A 16533-nucleotide genomic window follows, 5' to 3' on the forward strand; every position below is an offset into this window, starting at 1 on the left:
TCAAACTCCTTGTTCGATCGCTTTGTTCTTGTTGCGGCTTGCGCCGTAGCTGTACAGGCAGGCGCCTGTAAAAATCACGTTGACGACGCTCCAGGCGAGCGCCGCGTCAGGGCTGTACCAGCCCGTCAGGTCGAAGGCCGGCAGGTTCATCAGGGGTGTGTCGCCGGCCAGCGTGCGCACGAACAGGTAGAAACCGAAGGTGTAGGCACGGGCCTGGAAGTACAGGTCCGAGCGTCGCAGCAGCAAGGCGTAGGCCACCGGCGCCAGCAACAGCGGCAGGGCGTAGCCGAAGGTGGTGATCCGCGCCGAGTACAGGAAACACAGGTTCCAGGTGGTGTAGAGGTAGGGCCAGTAGGCCGGGACATGCACCACGAAATCACTGTGTCGCCCGGAAACCTCCCAATGCTTGCGCGAGTACGGCAGGCAGACGATCAGCCCCACGGCGGCGACGATGTTGAGGATGTTGCCGGTCTGCCAGTCGATCACCGAGGCCTCGATGATGTTCAGCACGATCACCAGGTAGATCAGCTTGTAGATGAAGCCTTCGATCCTTGGCTTGTAGCGGGCATAGGCCAGGAAACACATGGGCAGCAGCACGCTGATGGTCTTGATGCGCATGAACAGGTTGGCGTTGGGCACCAGCAGCGCCGGCAGCGACAGCACGAAGAAGGTCAGGCCCACCAGGCGGTAGCGCCTGAACAGCTCGGCGACCAGCAGGAAGGCGGCGAAGAAGGCCAGCATCAACAGCAATGTGTTCGGCATGAGGGGTTTCCCTACTCGTTCATGGATCGATGTGCGGCGTGAACGCCGGGCACGGCAAAGCCTGCCGCGCACGCCCGGGCCAGAGGCCGGGGACGGTGGAGCAATGGACAGGCGTTGCAGGTATCAGGTGGCTGGCAAGAGGGCCGCAATGCGGCCTGGCTCAGGCCTTGCCGAGGACGTGGGCTTCAGCTTCCAGCCATTTCCTCACGGCTTCGGGCATCGCCGCGGTGGTGGGCTGCACCTTGAGCTTCTCGGCGATCACCGCGTTGGCGACCAGGCCCTTGCGGCCAACCCAGGCGCCTTTGGAGTAGCCAGTCACGACCACGTCGCCTGCGCTGTTGAAGAAGCTGTACTGGAAGTAAGTCCAGTTCTCGTCGAGGCAGCAGATGCTGAATTCAGCTGTGTACTTCTCGAAAATTGAAAGTTGCTTCTTGTAGACGACCAAGTTGCCGCCGAGCATCGGCTTCCAGCCCAACTTGAAGGCTGGAATGAGGATTTTCGCGCGCAGACAAAGTTCCAGCATGAACAAATCGGCGATGGTCATGTAACGGCCATTGTTCATGTGCTTGTTGATGTCGATATCGTTCGGCCAGACCCGCAACGTGCGGTGCAGCGTGTCGGTCAGGGCCATGGGCGGCTTGAAGAAACCACGCAGAACAGCCAGCAACAGGCGGATGTAAAGGTTCATCCGGTTATCCCTCCCTAGGATTTTTTATTATCGTTCCCTGTTCAACCAACCGTTGATTAATCGGTTGGCTGCAAGCGGCGCATTGCAGGCCTGCTTGTTTGCCTCTCAGCGGTGGCGAAACTAACAGCTTTCACCGGGAGCAACCAGAGGCCAACACCTTAATTACTCTAAAAACGCCAACTGAATAACCGGTCACGTTCGGACTTTATATTCAATTGATGCTGAAACGTTTGTTCTTTTATTGGAAAACTATTCGTCGCGGTGCTCCGCTAGTCCATGTGCTTGCACAATGCCTGGCGTAATGCCTCGGGCACTGCAACCGGCTGCTTGCTCTCAGGGCAGACGCACACCTGGGTCATGCTGGCGCGAAAGCAGACTTCGCCACCGGCGCCGCGCGCCTCGACGGCAAAACTGAACGAAGTGGTACCCGGCTCGCCACTGCTGACCTGCACGCTGATCAGATCATCCCAAGCCATGGGTGCCAGGAACTCGATGGACAGGGCCCGCGCCGGCGGCATCACGCCCATGGCGAACAACCTGCGCAGGCCTTCGCCGCCCAGGCAGTGGGAGAGAAACTCGTGGACCGCCTCGATGACGAAATAGGAGATACGCGGTGTATAGACGATCCCGGCGGGGTCGCAGTCGCCGAACAGGATCTTGCGGGTGGTGACAAAAGGCATGGCGTTGGGTGCTCCGTGCTAGGAATGCCTGGCAGGCCATACTAACGCACACGGTAAAACGGCTGGCACCTTGACTTACCCCCGCACTGCCCGCCAAGTACATTTTCCAACCCTGATCCCTTATGATGCTGAATGGTTTCTCCAGCCTCAGGATGCCCAATGCTGACCGCCCTGCTGTTCGACCTCGATGGGACCCTCACCGATACCGACACCTTGCACCTGCAAGCCTTCCGCAAGCTGCTGTTCGACCATGACGGTCGCGAGCTGACGCAGGAGCAGTTCAACACTCAGGTCAGCGGCCGCGCCAACGGCCTGTTGTTCGCCGAACTGTTCCCACAGGCCGATGCCGCCAGCCGCCAGGCCTTGGCCGAGCGCAAGGAAGCACTGTTCCGTGAGCTGTCACCGACACTGGCGCCGATGCCCGGCCTGCTGCGCCTGCTGGACCACGCCGAACGACAGGGAATCGGCATGTGCGTGGTGACCAACGCGCCGCGCCTGAACGCCGAACACATGCTCGGGGCCATGAGCCTGGGCGCACGTTTCGAGCATGTGCTGGTAGCGGACGAACTGGCCCGCCCCAAGCCCGATCCCCTGCCCTACCTCACCGGGCTGCAGCGCCTGGGAGCCAAGGCCGGGCAGGCGCTGGCGTTCGAGGATTCGCTGCCGGGGGTCAAGGCCGCCGTCGATGCCGGAATCTTCACCGTGGGGCTGGCGACCACCCAGCCTGCCGAACGGCTGATGGAGGCTGGGGCTAGCCTGGTGATCGAGACGTATGATGATCCGCGGTTGTGGGATCTGATCGAACGGATGCAGCGACAGTGTGATTGATCGGAAAATCCCTCATATCACGACCTTGCTCCAACGCCCCGCCAGGAACAGGTAGTCGACCCAGAACACCTGGTGCAGCAGGACGATCCCCCAGAACACCACCTGGTAGGAGACCTTCCGGGTCTTGTGCCGAAACAGCTGCTGCGCCACCAGCGCGCCCGGCCAGCCGCCCAGCAGCTCACTGGCGTGCAGCACCTTCTCGGGGGTACGCCAAGCCTGGCTGCGGGCTTGCTGTTTGTCCTGCCAGTACAACAACAGGCTGACCAGGCTCGCCGCCAGGTACATTGCCAAGGGCAGCCATGTTCGGCCGCCCAGGCCCATTTGCACACCGCCGAAAAGCGGCAACAGGCATAGTACCACCAGCATCAGCATTTTCAGGCGTAAATGGCGTATGCCCGCCTCGCCCGTGGGCGCGTTATGCCTGCGCGCCATGTCAGCCGTGCGCCGTCGACCAATCGACCCAGCCGAATTCCCAGGTCGCCAGGATCAGCAGGCCGAAGGCGATCCGGTACCAGGCAAACACCGCATAGCTGTGGTTGGCGATGAACTTGAGCAGCCCGCGCACAGCGATCATGGCGAAAATGAACGACACCACGAAACCGAGCGCGAACACCGGCAAGTCACCCGGCTGGAACAACTCACGGTACTTGTACCCCGAATACACTGCCGCACCGACCATGGTGGGCATCGCCAGGAAGAACGAGAACTCGGTGGCCGCCTTGCGCGACAGGCCGAACAACAGGCCACCGATAATGGTCGAGCCCGACCGAGAGGTGCCGGGGATCATTGCCAGGCACTGGACGAAACCGATCTTCAGCGCATGGCTCCAGCGCATCTCGTCGACATGGTCGACCTCCACGCGGTGCTGGCGACGCTCGGCCCACAGCATGATCACCCCGCCCACCACCAGCGCGGCGGCGACGGTAACGGGGTTGAACAGGTACTCGTGGATCAGGTCGGCGAACAGCACGCCCAACACCACCGCCGGGAAGAACGCGATCAGCAGGTTGGCGGTGAAGCGCCGCGCCGGCCCCTGCGTGGGCAGGCCCAGTACCACGTCGAGGATCTTGCGCCGGAACTCCCACACCACCGCCAGGATGGCCCCCAGCTGAATGATGATGTTGAACGCCATGGCGCGTTCGCCGCCAAAGCCGATCACGTCGGCAACGATGATCTGGTGCCCGGTGCTCGAAATGGGCAGGAACTCCGTCAGCCCCTCGACCACGCCCAAGATGATTGCCTGCAAGGCACTCCAAAAATCCATCCTTCCCCCAAGTGCGACGCTGCGCATGGCAGGCCGCTTGTTTTGATTGACTCAATGATGCCGCACGCGGCGCGTGCTTTTTACAGTGACTGTAGCTGCCAAGGCCAGCTGAAAAACGCGGTTGCCTAAAGGTTTCATCTGACGCGGCCGAAATCCTAGCAGAGCCTGTGTTTCAAGGCTTGCGTTAGCTGCTACACGGGATGTCAAGAAAGACTCATTAGCCGTTGGTCGAGTGGGGGCCGGCGGCAAAGCATGCTTGGATGCCCTGGATAAAAAGAACAAAGACTGGAGTAACGCATCATGAAGACCCTGAGGTCGATGTCGATCAGCCGCCGCCTGTGGCTGATCCTGCTGGTGGCCGTGGCCATGCTGCTGGTGCTGGGCCTGCTGATGCTGCGCCAGCTCCACGGCGACCTGTACCAGGCCAAGGCCGAAAAGACCCGCCACGTGGTGCAGACCGCCGCCGGCATCCTGACGTATTACCAGGGCCTGGAGGCCGCCGGCACGCTCACCCGCGAAGCCGCGCAGCAACAAGCCCTGCAAGTGGTGCGCGGCCTGCGCTACGACCAGAACGACTATTTCTGGATCAACGACCTGCAACCGAAGATGATCATGCACCCGGCCAACCCCAAGCTCGATGGCCAGGACCTCTCGGCCATCCGCGACCCGGATGGCTTTGCTGTGTTCAACGAAATGGTCGCCCTGGCCCGCAGCCAGGGCGCGGGGCCGGTCGACTATCGCTGGCCCAAACCGGGCGCCAGCGAACCGGTGGAGAAAACGTCCTATATCCAGTTATTCAAGCCCTGGGGCTGGATCATCGGCTCGGGGGTGTACATCGACGACGTGCAGGCCGAGTTCGCCCGCCAGCTGCGTGACGCCTCGCTGTTGGGCCTGGGCATTGCCCTGCTGATGGCCCTGCTGGTGATGCTGATCGCCCGCAGCATCGCCCGTCCGCTGCAGGAAGCCGTGCAGGCCATGGGCACCATCGCCAGCGGCGAAAGCGACCTGACCCGACGCCTGGACACCCATGGGCGTGATGAAATCACTCACCTGGGCGAGCACTTCAACCGCTTCAACGGCAAGTTGCAGGGCGTAATCGGCCAATTGCAGGGCGCCGCCCATGCCCTGGCCGAGTCGGCCGGCCATGTCGGCGACAACGCAGGCGCGGCCCAGGCCCGCAGCACCCAGCAATCGCTGCAAATGGACCAGGTGGCCACCGCCATCAACGAGGTTTCCTACGCTGTGCACGACGTGGCCAAGCACGCCGAACAGGCCTCCAGCGAGATGCGCAACGCCCAGACCCAGGTCGGCCACGGCCAGCAGGCGATCCACGGCAGCCTGCAGCAGATCGACCGGCTCTCGGCGACCATCGAGCAGGCGGTGCAGGTGATCCGCGAACTGGCCAGCCACAGTACGAAGATCGGAGGTGTTCTCGAGGTGATCCGCTCGATCGCCGAACAGACCAACCTGCTGGCGCTCAACGCCGCCATCGAGGCCGCTCGCGCCGGTGAACAGGGCCGTGGTTTCGCCGTGGTCGCCGACGAGGTGCGCCTGCTGGCCCAGCGCACCGCCCAGTCGACCGCCGAGATCCAGACCATGATCGAGCATCTGCAAGGGCAGTCGGAGGCCGCGGTACGAGCCATCGACACCAGCAGCGAAGCTTCGCGCCAGACCGTTGAGCAGGCCCGCGAGGCCGGCAGCAGCCTGGATGCCATCAGCCAGGCGCTGGGCAACCTGGGCGCGCTCAACGCCTCGATCGCCAGCGCCACCCTGCAGCAGTCCCATGTGGTCGAGGAAATCAACCGCAACGTCACCGAAACAGCCGACCTATCGCAGCAGACCGCCGAGGCGGCGCGCCAGTCCAGCGACGCCGGGGTGGCCCTGGCGCGGCTGAGCGAAGAGCTGGAGCAACTGTTGCGCCAGTTCAGGGTCTAGCGGCGGCAAGCGGCGGGCTGATACGTCCGCCCGCTGCTTGAAGCGTCCCGCTCGAAGCGGTTAGCATCCCGCCTTTCCCCGCCCAAGGATCGCCGATGTCCGGCCTCGAACTCTTCGCCGCCGCGCTCGGCGTCATCGCCGTCTGGCTCACCGTCAAGCAGAACCCCTGGTGCTGGCCGATCGGCCTGGTGATGGTGGTGCTGTACAGCTGGATCTTCTACGAGGTGAAACTGTACTCGGACATGCTCCTGCAACTGGTCTACGCGGTGCTGCAGCTGTACGGCTGGTGGCAGTGGACCCGGCCGGACCGCATCGAGGACGCCCGCCAGGTGACCCGCCTCGCCCCCGCGCCAATGCTCAAAGGCCTGGCGGCCGGCCTGCTGGCCAGCCTGCTGCTGGGCGCGGGCATGGCGCACTGGACCGACGCCGCCCAGCCCTGGCTGGACGCCGCCCTCACAGGTTTCAGCCTGGTGGCGCAGCTGTGGATGGCGCAGAAGCGTCTGCAATGCTGGGCGTTGTGGGTGGTGGTGGACGTGATCTTCGTCGGCCTGTTCCTGTACAAGGGCCTGTACCTCACCGCCGCGCTCTATGCCCTGTTCACCCTGATCGCCGTGCGCGGCTGGCTGGAGTGGCGCCGCGATCCGGCGCTGGCGGCGGCATGAAGGTCCTGGTGCTGTGCGGCCCGGAGTCCAGCGGCAAGAGCTGGCTGAGCGGCGAGATCCAGGCGCATTTCGGCGGCGTGCTGGTGGGGGAATATGTCCGCCACTTCATGGACTGTGAGCAACGTGACACCTGCTACGCCGACATCCCCGCCATCGCCCGCGGTCAGCTGGCTTGGGAAGACCAGGGCCGAGAGCAAGCGCCGGAACTGCTGATTCTCGATACTCACCTGCTCAGCAACATCCTCTGGAGCCGGGCACTGTTTGGCGACTGCCCTGCCTGGATCGAGGAGGCACTGAAGGCGCGCCACTACGACCTGCACCTGCTGCTACGCCCCGAAGGCGTCGAATGGGTCGGTGATGGACAACGCTGCCAACCACGACTGGAAGAACGCCAGGCGTTTTTCGACGACAGCCTGGCCTGGTTGCAAGGTCACCGGCAGAATCTACAGGTCATCGACGGTGACTGGCCGCAACGTAGCGCCAAGGTGCTGAGCTCGGTGCAACGCTTGCTTGACGGAAAAGCACCGGTTTTCCCCACTGAATGTTAAGCCGCTGATACACATCGAACGGCCATAGCCCCCGGATTTGCGCGTAATCCCACAGTTTCGGGGGCAGTGTCACACCGTTGATACACCTGCGGCGAATTCCCCTCGAAGCCCAGTATTGCAGGGTTTGACCCTCTCCTCACCCGAGATCTGTCTCAGCCCTGATACAACAATTCTCTGACGCACCAGCACTTCCCACCCAAGATCCTGATTCTTAAGCAATAACCAAAACCGGCACAGCTTCTGCTCTTCTTCTGGCAACGCGGCCCCTGGCCCAAACGCCGAAGAAGGAATTGCCATCGTGGGGAAACCAGAAAAAGGCAAGATCTGTCACCTCCTGCTGCTCGGTTGCGCGTTGGGGTCCAGCTTCAGCCTGCCTGTCCAGGCAGACAACGGCATCGTCGTGATCACTCGCGAGGTGCAGACCCGCAGTGCGATCCGCGCGCCCATGATCCCCGACCCGAATCCAGTCACCGTCAACACTAACCCGTCCGCGCACATTCTCAGGCAGACCAGTGAGCTGAGCGATGGCGACTTCGCCGGCATCACCAGCGGTGCAGGGATCAACTCGCTGATCACCCAGCAGACCAATACCATCGGCGCCAACATCGGCAACCAGACCCAGTTGCCCAACATCGCCGGCGGACGTGGCTCGGGCTCGGGCGGCAACGGTATCGCCAACATGGTCAATTCGAACGTCCAGCAAGGCCTGGGCGCCCTGAAGATCCTCAACGGGGGCCAGTAACATGAGGCATTCGCTGCTGATCCTGGCCACGCTGTGCAGTGCTTCGGCCTTCGCCCAATCCCCCGTGATCAACAACGCCACCATTGACAGCTCGGGCGCGCAATACCAAGGCAACCTTGGGGTCAACCAGGCGGCCGGCGACCAACAGCAACAGGTCAACGCCCGGGCCATCGCCATTGGCCACGACGCCAACGCCAGCACGCAGATCCGCCAGCGCCTGCGCACCCAGGTCGATCCTTCGATGGACGCGCAGTCCAGCATCCAGGGCACGGCCTTCAGTCACGGCAACGGCATCCTCGGTGTCAACCAGAGCGCCGGCGCCAGCAACCAACAAGCCAACGCACTGCGCATCAGCGTCAGTGCCCAGCCGCAAAGCATCGACGACAGCGTCCTTCTGCAACAGAACGTGGCGCTGATCAACAACTCGGATCCAACTGCCCAGACACCCGGCCATCGCCAGGTCAGCATCAGCGACCAGGCATTCACCGGTAGCCGTGGCGTGGTGCAGTTGAATCAGAGTGCAGGGGTGGGAAACCGAACGGCCAACACCCTGAGCATCCGGGTCGCGGATTGACCCAAACAGGTAACAACAACACTTAACCTAAAATAAAGGTTCTTCGCGGAGTCTGGGGGAAGAGCGAGTTGACAGTCAGGGAAGCAGGTAAATTGGCAGTCGCCAAACACACCCTTCACCTGTCCCTGCTGTCGCCGTGCATCCTATTGATCTTGCCGCTTTCTGGCCAGGCTACGACGCCGTTACCTGTCGCCCATCTACCGATAACACCCTCCTCATTGAGCTTGAACCTCAAGCCGGCTCTCTTCCTAAGTGCGGGCGTTGTGGCCAGTTCAGCCCGTTGATTCACGATCGCCGGATTCGTCTGGTGCGTGATCGTGATCTGTTCGATCAGCGCGTCCTGCTTCAACTACCAGTGCGCCGAGTCGATTGCCTGAGTTGTGGGCGGGTGACCGAGCGGATCGACTGGTTGGAGCCAGCATCTCGGCTGACCCAGCGGTTACGGATATGGCTCGAAAGCTTGCTGCGGCTGCTGCCGATCAGCCACGTCAGCCAGCTCACCGGCCTGCATTGGCACACCCTCAAAACGCTCGATAAACGACGCCTTCAAGCCGAGGTAGGCAACTTCGATTCAACCGGTGTCCGCCGCCTGGTGATGGACGAGTTCGCCCTGCACAAAGGGCATCGCTATGCCACGGTCATCATGGATGCCGAGCGAACGCGGGTATTGTGGGTCGGCCACGGCAACAGCCGCGAGGCGGTCCGCCCGTTCTTTGAATTGCTCGGCAAGCACTGCCAGCAGATAGAGGCGGTGGCCATGGACATGAACACGGCTTTTGATTTGGAGGTGAAGAAGCATTGCCCGCAAGCCGAAGTGGTGTACGACCTGTTTCACGTCGTCGCGCGCTACGGTCGGGATGTGATCGACCGTATCCGGGTTGACCAGGCCAACCTCCTGCGCGAAGACAAGCCGGCACGAAAGGCGGTCAAGCAAAGCCGCTGGCTGCTGCTGCGCAATCGCAACAACCTGAAGGACGGACAAGCCGTGCAGCTTCAAGAACTACTCGCGGCCAACCAGCCGCTGGCTACGGTCTATGTCCTCAAGGATGCGCTGAAGGATGTCTGGTTCGCCCCCAGCGTACGAGAGGGCTGGCGCCGCTGGCGAACCTGGTTGCGGCACGCCCGGGACAGCGGCCTCGCGCCGCTACAGCGCTTCGCTCGCAACCTGCGCAAATACGCCCGAGGCATCCTCGCCAGTGCCAACTTCCATATGCATACCAGCGTCCTTGAGGGCGTCAACAACCGCATCAAGGTGATCAAGCGTATGGCCTATGGTTTTCGGGACTCGGAATACTTTTTCCTGAAAATCAAGGCTGCCTTCCCCGGGAAAGCGCGATGAACCAAAATAAAGTACGGAGAACCACCATGAAACCCTCGATGGCACTCAAGCCTCTGGTTTTCGCAATTGCTGCGATCATGGCTGTGGCTGTACAAGCTGGGCAGAATGATCCGCGTGGCCATGGACACAATAATGGCCACGGCCACAACAACGGTCATCACACCCCTCCTCCTACCAAGATCCCGGTGTATGCAACCGCCAATGCCTGGGACAAGCAAAGCAGCACCAACAACCGCATCAACAATGAAGGCACCGTGAACGAAGCCGAAATGAGCAGCTCGGCTTCCGGCACCAGCGGCAACGTCGGTGTCAACGTGGCAGCCGGCGCCGGCAACCAGCAGGACAACGCCGCCGCCATCGCCAATGCCGGTGCCGACTCGAGCCTGGACAACAGCTTCGTGTTCGGCTCCGCCTCGGCCACCGCCGACGTGCGTCAGTACAGCAACAACAACAAGGTCAACAACTACGGTGTCACCAACTCCGGCGTCATGAGCGGCTCGGGCAACAACGGCAGCGGCAACATGGGCATCAACATTGCCGGTGGCGACCTGAACCAGCAGAAAAACACCATGGCCATTGCCAACTCCAATGCGCCCCTGGGTAACGCCACCGCCACCGCCTCCGCCGACCAGAACGGCCCTGGCCTGGTCGTGAACAACCAAGCCGATCGCACCTACCGGGTCGATACGCTCACCTTCACCACCACGAAAAGTGGCAGCGCCTCCCACAACAAGGACTCCAGCTACAGCAAGGAAGGCAGCTCCTCGTCGAGCTGGGAGGCCGCCGGTGCCAACAGCTGGAGCGCCAGTGGCTCGAAGAGCTCGAACGCCAGCGGTTCGCGGAGCCATGAGTCGAGCTCCTCGGCCAGTGGTTCTCTGAGCGCTTCGCTGGATGCCTCGGCAAGCGGCAGTGTGACCCACTCCACCGACTATGGCCGCCACGAGCGCAGCCGCACCGACTCGTTCGATGCGTCGCTGAACGCCTCGATCGACGCTTCGTATGACAAGTCGCACGAGAAGTCTTCCAGCTCCTCGTTCGAGAAGGCTTACGACTCTTCGTTCGAGAAGGCCTACGACTCTTCGTACGAAAAATCGGGTAGCAATGCCTCCGAGTACGCCAAATCCGGCTCGAAGAGCTTCAGCGAGTCCAGCTCGTACGACCTGAGCAACACCGTGTCCTTCCAGGTGCTGACGCCTACTGGCTGGGCCAACCCTGTAACCAACACCGCCACCCTGAGTGGCTCGGTGAATGGCGGCAGCGGCAACCTCGGTGTCAACGTGGCAGCCGGTGTGGGCAACCAGCAGAGCAACTCGCTGGCCATCTCCAACACCTCGTTCTGACAGCTGTGACCTTGAGGCCCCCTTCGGGGGGCCTTTTCCTCAACAGGATCGGGGGGAACGACCATGCGTATGATCGCCTTGGCGTTTTTGCTGTGCATGGCCAGTTACAGCGAAGCGGCGCAGATGCCGCTTTCGGTTTTGCCGGGGGGCGCGGTGATCTACAAGCCCATCCAAAGCATCCGCGAGCGCAAGTTCGCCGACCTGGTGCAACAGAAGACCGATTTCAGTTGCGGCGCCGCGGCGCTGGCAACCATCCTGCGCCAGGCCTACTGGCTGGACGTGGACGAACACACGATCATCGAGGGCATGCTGGCCCACGCCGACCAGGACCTGGTCAAGGTCCAGGGTTTCTCGATGCTCGACATGAAACGCTACGTGGAAAGCCTCGGCATGCGTGCCCGCGGCTACCGGGTCGCCGCCGACACCCTGAGCAGCGTGCGCATCCCCGTGGTGGTGTTGATGGACATCCGTGGCTACAAGCACTTCGTGGTCATGCAACGGGTCGACAAGGGCTGGGTCTACATCGGTGACCCGGTGCTCGGCCACAAACGCTACAAGGTCGAAGACTTCCTCAAGGGCTGGAACGGCATCATCTTCGCCGTGATCGGCCAGGGCTACGACAAGACCAATGCCTTGCTCGACCCGCCCCTGCCACTGAGCGCCAAGGATCGCATCAATTCCTTCACCCCGGTCAAGGACGCCGAACTGATGGACTTCGGCTTCATTCGCAGCGACTTCTTCTAACGATAATCGAGCGCAACGCGTCGGGAGCATCCCATGAAGACTGCAGCCTGGCTTACCCTGATCTGCCTGGCCACCGCCTTGCCCATCCAGGCAGAGACGTTCAAGCCCATTGAACTGAAGGATCAGGAGTTGGCGAACCTGCGCGGTCGCTATGTGTTGCCAGGGCGCATCATCAGCTTCGGCGTGGTGATGACCAGCACTTGGCAGAACGCCAACGGCGATGTCATCGGCGCCAGGACCTCGATGCAGGTGCAACAGTCGACCATCAAGCCGCAGTTCTATGTGTCCATGATCGACGAGAAAGGCACCGGCTCGTCCAGCGCCAAGGGCACCGGCACCATTACCGGTGGCGCAGGCCTGAACACCACCGTCGGCGTAACTCAGGTCGTGCGCGCGGCCGGGGACAACAACACGGCCAACAACAACGTCGACATCAGCGTCACCAAGGCCAACCAGGTGCCCGAAACGCCGCAGCAAGGCCAACTGCTTGCCGCCGGTTCCACACTGGTCGGCAGCAACGCTGCCGGCTCCCTGAGCGTCTCTGCGAGCGGAACGGGCGTGCAGCTGAACGTGGTGGCCAACAACAACCAGGGCAGCACCCTGCAGCAGATCGCCCAAGGCGGCTTGATGCAAAACGCCACGCTGCTCGGCAGCGGCAACCAGGTCAGCAACCTCACCTCGCTGAACGTCGTGCTGCGCGACCATGTGCCCGCCGCCGCGCTGAACGGCAATCTTGACCAGCTCAAAGGTCTTCGCGCACTCGGATACTGATCTACGCTGAGTCTCATCTTTGTAGTCAGAAGGGACGGCTAACCCATGCAACGATCGTTGACGTTCAGAGCTGTAGTTTGTTTGAGTACATTGGCCCCTGCGACAATGCTTTACGCAGCTCCGGACCCTCAGGTCGAGGCACTGAAGCAAGAACTGCGCGAGCTGAAACAACGTTACGAAGCCCAGCAGAATGCCTTGATGGTGCTTGAGCAGCGCGTCCGTCAAGTCGAGGAAACCCCGGCGGCACCCCCGCCCAAGCGACTGACCAAGTCACCCTCGACACCGGCCAAAGGCGCGCAGACCGTGGCTTCCGGTGCTCCGGGGAGCAGTGGCAGCTCCTACGGCCAGTCGCTCAAGGATGATTCGGAGCCCGCGCAAAGCGTTTCCAACCTGTATGACGAGGCCAGTGGATTCTTCGGTGGCGGCAAGTTCAGCGTCGAGACCGGGATTACCTACACGCACTACGATACCCGTGCGCTGACGCTCAATGGTTTCCTCGCCCTCGACTCGATCTTCCTCGGCAACATCAACCTCGACCGGATCAAGGCGGACAACTGGACCCTGGACCTGACCGCCCGCTACAACATGGATCAACGCTGGCAGTTCGATATTAACGTACCCATCGTTTATCGCGAATCGACCTATTCCTCCGGCGGCGCCGGTGGTGCCGGGCCGGTCACCTCCGATGCAACGGTCACCCGCGACCCGACCATCGGCGACGTCAACGTTGGCGTGGCCTACAAGTTCCTCGACGAGTCGGAGAACCTGCCCGACGCAGTCGTCACCCTGCGGGTCAAAGCCCCTACCGGCAAGGACCCCTATGGCATCAAGCTGGTCGAAGACCCTACCAACAACAACCTGTCGGTGCCCGAGAGCCTGCCGACCGGCAACGGCGTCTGGGCGATCACGCCGGGTATCTCGCTGGTCAAGACCTTCGACCCGGCCGTGCTGTTCGCCAGCCTGTCCTACACCTACAACATGCAGGATTCGTTCAGCGACATCAGCCCCCAGGTCAACAGCAAGGTCAAAGGTGACGTGAAACTGGGTGACTCCTGGCAGATCGGCGGCGGTATCGCCTTTGCCCTGAACGAACGGATGAGCATGTCGTTCTCGGTCACCGACCAGTTTGCCCGCAAGAGCAAGATCAAGCCCGATGGCGGCGACTGGCAGTCGATCACCAACAGCGACTACAACGCCGCCAACTTCAACGTCGGCCTGACCTTCGCCGCCACCGACAACCTGACCATCGTCCCCAACCTGTCCATCGGACTGACCGAGGATGCACCGGACTTTTCGTTCAGCCTGAAATTCCCCTACTACTTCTGAGCCACCAACCGGGCCCGATCCAGGGCCCGGGATTTGGTTACCGGTTTTGTAGCGTCCAACTTTCCCGGCATCGGCCTGTTATCATCGCGCACAGTTTTGTGACGATTTAATGGCAATAAGGAAAGTTTCGTGAACAACCTGCTCGGTCACCCTCGCGCCCGCCTTGCCACGCTGGCAATCCTGGTGCTGGTGATTCCGCTGACCGCGCGCGCCCTGCTGGGCTGGTCCAACCCCTTCGGCTACCTATCGGACCTCGCCATCGGCAGCCTGCTTTTGCTGCTTGCCCATCGTCGCTCCTGGTGGCTGGCCTTGCCGCTGCTGTTGGCCTGGGGTGGCCTGTGGGTGGCATCCGCCGAGCTGGTCAGTGCCGTCGGCCGACTGCCCACGGTCGACGACCTGGCCTATCTGGTCGACCCGCAGTTCATGGAGAACTCCACCGCCGGCGCCCTGGCCCATGCCTGGCTGCCCGCCCTGCTGGTCGCCGGTCTTGGCGCCTGGCTGGCGAGCGTATGGCGATCCCCCGTCGGCACGCCATTGCCACGGCGACTCTGGGCCGTGCCCCTGGCGTTGTTCGGGCTGCACTGGGGCGGCCAGCAGTTGGCCCCTTCGGACGCCGACCAATGGCGTCAGTACGGTCTCACCCACCAGGCGCTGTCGGCGGCGGTGGGCAAGTTCCAGCACCAGGCCTTGAGCGGCCTGGGCCATGTGCCGGCGGTCACGGCGCTGTCCACTGCCGGTCTGACCCAGTCTGATCTCAATGGCGTCAAGCTGCTGGACGCCCCGGGCAAGGCGCGCAACCTGCTGATCATCACCGTCGAGGGCATCCCCGGCGCCTACCTGCGCCCCAACCGCGAGGCACTCGGCAGCCGCTTCCAGCAGGAGCTGATGCCGCGGCTCAGCCAGTGGGCCGAGCGCGGCATGAACACCCCTGACTATGTGCTGCACACCCACCAGACCATTCGCGGGCTCTACGCGATGCTCTGCGGCGACTACGACAAGCTGGCCAACGGCACGCCCAAGGGCGTCGAACTGCTGACCCAGCAGCAGCGCAACCAGGCGTGCCTGCCGGCCCAGCTGCGCGAGGCCGGCTTCGCCACCCATTACCTGCAGGGCGCTGGGCTGCGCTTCATGGCCAAGGACCGAATCATGCCGCATATCGGCTTCGACGCGGTGCATGGCCAAGAGTGGTTCGCCAACGACAACTACCTGGAATTCCCCTGGGGCAAGGACGACCGCGCCTTCTTCGAAGGTGCGCTCGACTATGTCGGCGAGCTGCGCAAGCAACCACAACCCTGGATGCTCACCCTGCTCACGGTCGGCACTCACCAGCCCTACTCGGCGCCTGATGCCTATCTGCAACGCTTCGATACGCCCAAGCAGGCCGCAGTGGCCTACCTTGACGATGCACTGGGTGGCTTCCTCGACAGCCTCGAGAAACAGGGCGTGCTGCAAGACACCCTGGTGATCGTCACCTCGGACGAGTCGCACGGCATCGATGGCGTGCGCCTGGCCTCGGCCTGGGGCTTCAACCTCACACTGGCGCCGGAGCAGGCCCAGCTACCCAGGCTCAAGCAGGGCACCTACGGCCACATTGACCTGAGCACCTCCCTGCTCGACTATTTCGCCCTGCCGATTCCGGCAGCCCTGGGCGGACGCTCGCTGTACCGCGACTACGACAGCGGCCGCGAGATGATCTCCTACACCAACGGCATGCTGCGCTACCACGACGGCCAGGGCACCCTCAGCGAGTGCGACTTCCAGCAACGCTGTCGGCGCTATGCCAGCAGTGGATTCATTGCGGACCAGGCCCAGTTCCTTGGCCGTGGCGAGGACAGCCTAGGACCGCAACTCAATCTGCTCGCCGCCAACCTCGACCAGTCGCTGCTGCAGACCCCGCTCAACCTGCGCTACCAGTTCGGTGGGCCCTCGCCCATCGCCTTGGCTGAGCGCATCAAGGATGACTGGGCGGACAACCTGATCGGCGCGCAATACCTGGAGATGCCCGAGGGGTCGCGTACCCGTGTGCGACTGAAGGTGCGGGCGCTGGATCCCCGCCATGCGGCGTATATCCGCCTCAAGGCCAAGGAACTGGAGCAGGACGTGCAGCTCGGGCTGCCCGAAGAGATCCGCGTGACGGCTGATGAACCGTTGGAAATGGCGTTCGACTTCGACAACCCAACCGTGCGCAAGGCGTTTTCCTTCCATCTGCTGGGGTATGGCGGGGGCGAGGTGGAAGTCAGCGATTTCAGCGTGATTACCGCGCTGCCAGATGAGCCGGAGATGGTGGATGAGCTGGCGGACGGGCATCTTGCCCAGTCGAGCTGAGGTCA

The 16533-nt window shown here is 62.5% G+C and carries 17 protein-coding genes and 1 pseudogene; 13 read left to right on the forward strand and 5 right to left on the reverse strand.

Annotated elements, in window-relative coordinates:
- The 3 genes from K5H97_RS15590 to K5H97_RS15600 form a co-directional block, all read right to left on the reverse strand.
- The gene (locus K5H97_RS15590) at nt 1-762 is read right to left on the reverse strand and encodes a hypothetical protein (protein WP_028691547.1); all 762 of its coding nucleotides are present in this window, start codon (nt 760-762) and stop codon (nt 1-3) included.
- Nucleotides 763-922: 160 nt separating this feature from the next.
- Nucleotides 923-1450: a thioesterase family protein gene (locus tag K5H97_RS15595; RefSeq protein ID WP_051555706.1), complete on the reverse strand. Its 528-nt coding sequence runs from the start codon at nt 1448-1450 to the stop codon at nt 923-925.
- A gap of 269 nt (nt 1451-1719) precedes the next feature.
- Nucleotides 1720-2130, reverse strand: coding sequence for an acyl-CoA thioesterase (locus tag K5H97_RS15600; RefSeq protein WP_028691548.1), 411 nt, complete (start codon nt 2128-2130; stop codon nt 1720-1722).
- Between the two features lie 159 nt (nt 2131-2289).
- Between K5H97_RS15600 and K5H97_RS15605 the strand changes: the two genes are divergently transcribed.
- On the forward strand, nt 2290-2958 hold the full coding sequence (locus K5H97_RS15605; protein ID WP_028691549.1) for an HAD family hydrolase: 669 nt from the start codon (nt 2290-2292) through the stop codon (nt 2956-2958).
- Nucleotides 2959-2970: 12 nt separating this feature from the next.
- On the opposite strand, the gene K5H97_RS15610 is transcribed toward K5H97_RS15605, so the two are convergent.
- Nucleotides 2971-3390, reverse strand: coding sequence for a DUF1294 domain-containing protein (locus K5H97_RS15610; RefSeq protein ID WP_028691550.1), 420 nt, complete (start codon nt 3388-3390; stop codon nt 2971-2973).
- A 1-nt stretch (nt 3391) separates the two neighbouring features.
- Nucleotides 3392-4222, reverse strand: a complete 831-nt coding sequence (locus tag K5H97_RS15615) for an undecaprenyl-diphosphate phosphatase (RefSeq protein WP_028691551.1) — start codon at nt 4220-4222, stop codon at nt 3392-3394.
- Nucleotides 4223-4612: 390 nt separating this feature from the next.
- On the opposite strand from K5H97_RS15615, the pseudogene K5H97_RS30025 reads away from it, so the two are divergent.
- From K5H97_RS30025 to K5H97_RS15670, 12 genes and pseudogenes are all read left to right on the forward strand, one after another.
- Nucleotides 4613-5284, forward strand: a pseudogene (locus tag K5H97_RS30025) (cache domain-containing protein); the annotation flags it as partial.
- Nucleotides 5285-5422: 138 nt separating this feature from the next.
- A complete protein-coding gene (locus K5H97_RS30030) occupies nt 5423-6157 on the forward strand; it encodes a methyl-accepting chemotaxis protein (RefSeq protein ID WP_371877800.1) in 735 nt (244 codons plus the stop codon).
- A gap of 95 nt (nt 6158-6252) precedes the next feature.
- Nucleotides 6253-6819 (forward strand): nicotinamide riboside transporter PnuC, encoded by a 567-nt coding sequence (pnuC, locus tag K5H97_RS15625; protein ID WP_028691553.1) that lies wholly within the window; start codon nt 6253-6255, stop codon nt 6817-6819.
- Nucleotides 6816-7367, forward strand: coding sequence for an AAA family ATPase (locus tag K5H97_RS15630; protein WP_028691554.1), 552 nt, complete (start codon nt 6816-6818; stop codon nt 7365-7367). The genes pnuC and K5H97_RS15630 overlap by 4 nt, the downstream gene beginning before the upstream one ends.
- Before the next feature lie 298 nt (nt 7368-7665).
- Nucleotides 7666-8109 (forward strand): hypothetical protein, encoded by a 444-nt coding sequence (locus K5H97_RS15635; protein ID WP_028691555.1) that lies wholly within the window; start codon nt 7666-7668, stop codon nt 8107-8109.
- Between the two features lies 1 nt (nt 8110).
- Nucleotides 8111-8683 carry a hypothetical protein gene (locus K5H97_RS15640; protein WP_028691556.1) on the forward strand — a complete coding sequence of 191 codons (573 nt, stop codon included), beginning with the start codon at nt 8111-8113 and terminating at the stop codon, nt 8681-8683.
- Nucleotides 8684-8819: 136 nt separating this feature from the next.
- A complete protein-coding gene (locus K5H97_RS15645; RefSeq protein WP_003464938.1) occupies nt 8820-10022 on the forward strand; it encodes an ISL3 family transposase in 1203 nt (400 codons plus the stop codon).
- Between the two features lie 26 nt (nt 10023-10048).
- The gene (locus K5H97_RS15650; RefSeq protein ID WP_028690808.1) at nt 10049-11362 is read left to right on the forward strand and encodes a hypothetical protein; all 1314 of its coding nucleotides are present in this window, start codon (nt 10049-10051) and stop codon (nt 11360-11362) included.
- 63 nt (nt 11363-11425) lie between these two features.
- Nucleotides 11426-12106 (forward strand): C39 family peptidase, encoded by a 681-nt coding sequence (locus tag K5H97_RS15655; RefSeq protein ID WP_028690807.1) that lies wholly within the window; start codon nt 11426-11428, stop codon nt 12104-12106.
- A gap of 33 nt (nt 12107-12139) precedes the next feature.
- Entirely contained in the window at nt 12140-12877 is a 738-nt protein-coding gene (locus K5H97_RS15660; RefSeq protein ID WP_028690806.1) for a hypothetical protein, read from the forward strand.
- 45 nt (nt 12878-12922) lie between these two features.
- Entirely contained in the window at nt 12923-14203 is a 1281-nt protein-coding gene (locus K5H97_RS15665) for a hypothetical protein (protein WP_028690805.1), read from the forward strand.
- 129 nt (nt 14204-14332) lie between these two features.
- Entirely contained in the window at nt 14333-16528 is a 2196-nt protein-coding gene (locus tag K5H97_RS15670) for an LTA synthase family protein (RefSeq protein WP_028690804.1), read from the forward strand.
- Nucleotides 16529-16533: the final 5 nt, after the last annotated feature.

The organism is Pseudomonas mosselii (genome assembly GCF_019823065.1).
Taxonomy (GTDB): Bacteria; Pseudomonadota; Gammaproteobacteria; order Pseudomonadales; family Pseudomonadaceae; genus Aquipseudomonas; species Aquipseudomonas mosselii.

What these genes read in the sequence shown, in the direction of transcription:
- pnuC (WP_028691553.1), top strand. Translation starts at nt 6,253, where the DNA reads ATGTCCGGCCTCGAACTCTTCGCCGCCGCGCTCGGCGTCATCGCCGTC.
- K5H97_RS15665 (WP_028690805.1), top strand. Translation starts at nt 12,923, where the DNA reads ATGCAACGATCGTTGACGTTCAGAGCTGTAGTTTGTTTGAGTACATTG.
- K5H97_RS15630 (WP_028691554.1), top strand. Translation starts at nt 6,816, where the DNA reads ATGAAGGTCCTGGTGCTGTGCGGCCCGGAGTCCAGCGGCAAGAGCTGG.
- K5H97_RS15600 (WP_028691548.1), bottom strand. Translation starts at nt 2,130, where the DNA reads ATGCCTTTTGTCACCACCCGCAAGATCCTGTTCGGCGACTGCGACCCC.
- K5H97_RS15605 (WP_028691549.1), top strand. Translation starts at nt 2,290, where the DNA reads ATGCTGACCGCCCTGCTGTTCGACCTCGATGGGACCCTCACCGATACC.
- K5H97_RS15590 (WP_028691547.1), bottom strand. Translation starts at nt 762, where the DNA reads ATGCCGAACACATTGCTGTTGATGCTGGCCTTCTTCGCCGCCTTCCTG.
- K5H97_RS15650 (WP_028690808.1), top strand. Translation starts at nt 10,049, where the DNA reads ATGAAACCCTCGATGGCACTCAAGCCTCTGGTTTTCGCAATTGCTGCG.
- K5H97_RS15610 (WP_028691550.1), bottom strand. Translation starts at nt 3,390, where the DNA reads ATGGCGCGCAGGCATAACGCGCCCACGGGCGAGGCGGGCATACGCCAT.
- K5H97_RS15655 (WP_028690807.1), top strand. Translation starts at nt 11,426, where the DNA reads ATGCGTATGATCGCCTTGGCGTTTTTGCTGTGCATGGCCAGTTACAGC.
- K5H97_RS30030 (WP_371877800.1), top strand. Translation starts at nt 5,423, where the DNA reads ATGGACCAGGTGGCCACCGCCATCAACGAGGTTTCCTACGCTGTGCAC.
- K5H97_RS15660 (WP_028690806.1), top strand. Translation starts at nt 12,140, where the DNA reads ATGAAGACTGCAGCCTGGCTTACCCTGATCTGCCTGGCCACCGCCTTG.
- K5H97_RS15640 (WP_028691556.1), top strand. Translation starts at nt 8,111, where the DNA reads ATGAGGCATTCGCTGCTGATCCTGGCCACGCTGTGCAGTGCTTCGGCC.
- K5H97_RS15615 (WP_028691551.1), bottom strand. Translation starts at nt 4,222, where the DNA reads ATGGATTTTTGGAGTGCCTTGCAGGCAATCATCTTGGGCGTGGTCGAG.
- K5H97_RS15595 (WP_051555706.1), bottom strand. Translation starts at nt 1,450, where the DNA reads ATGAACCTTTACATCCGCCTGTTGCTGGCTGTTCTGCGTGGTTTCTTC.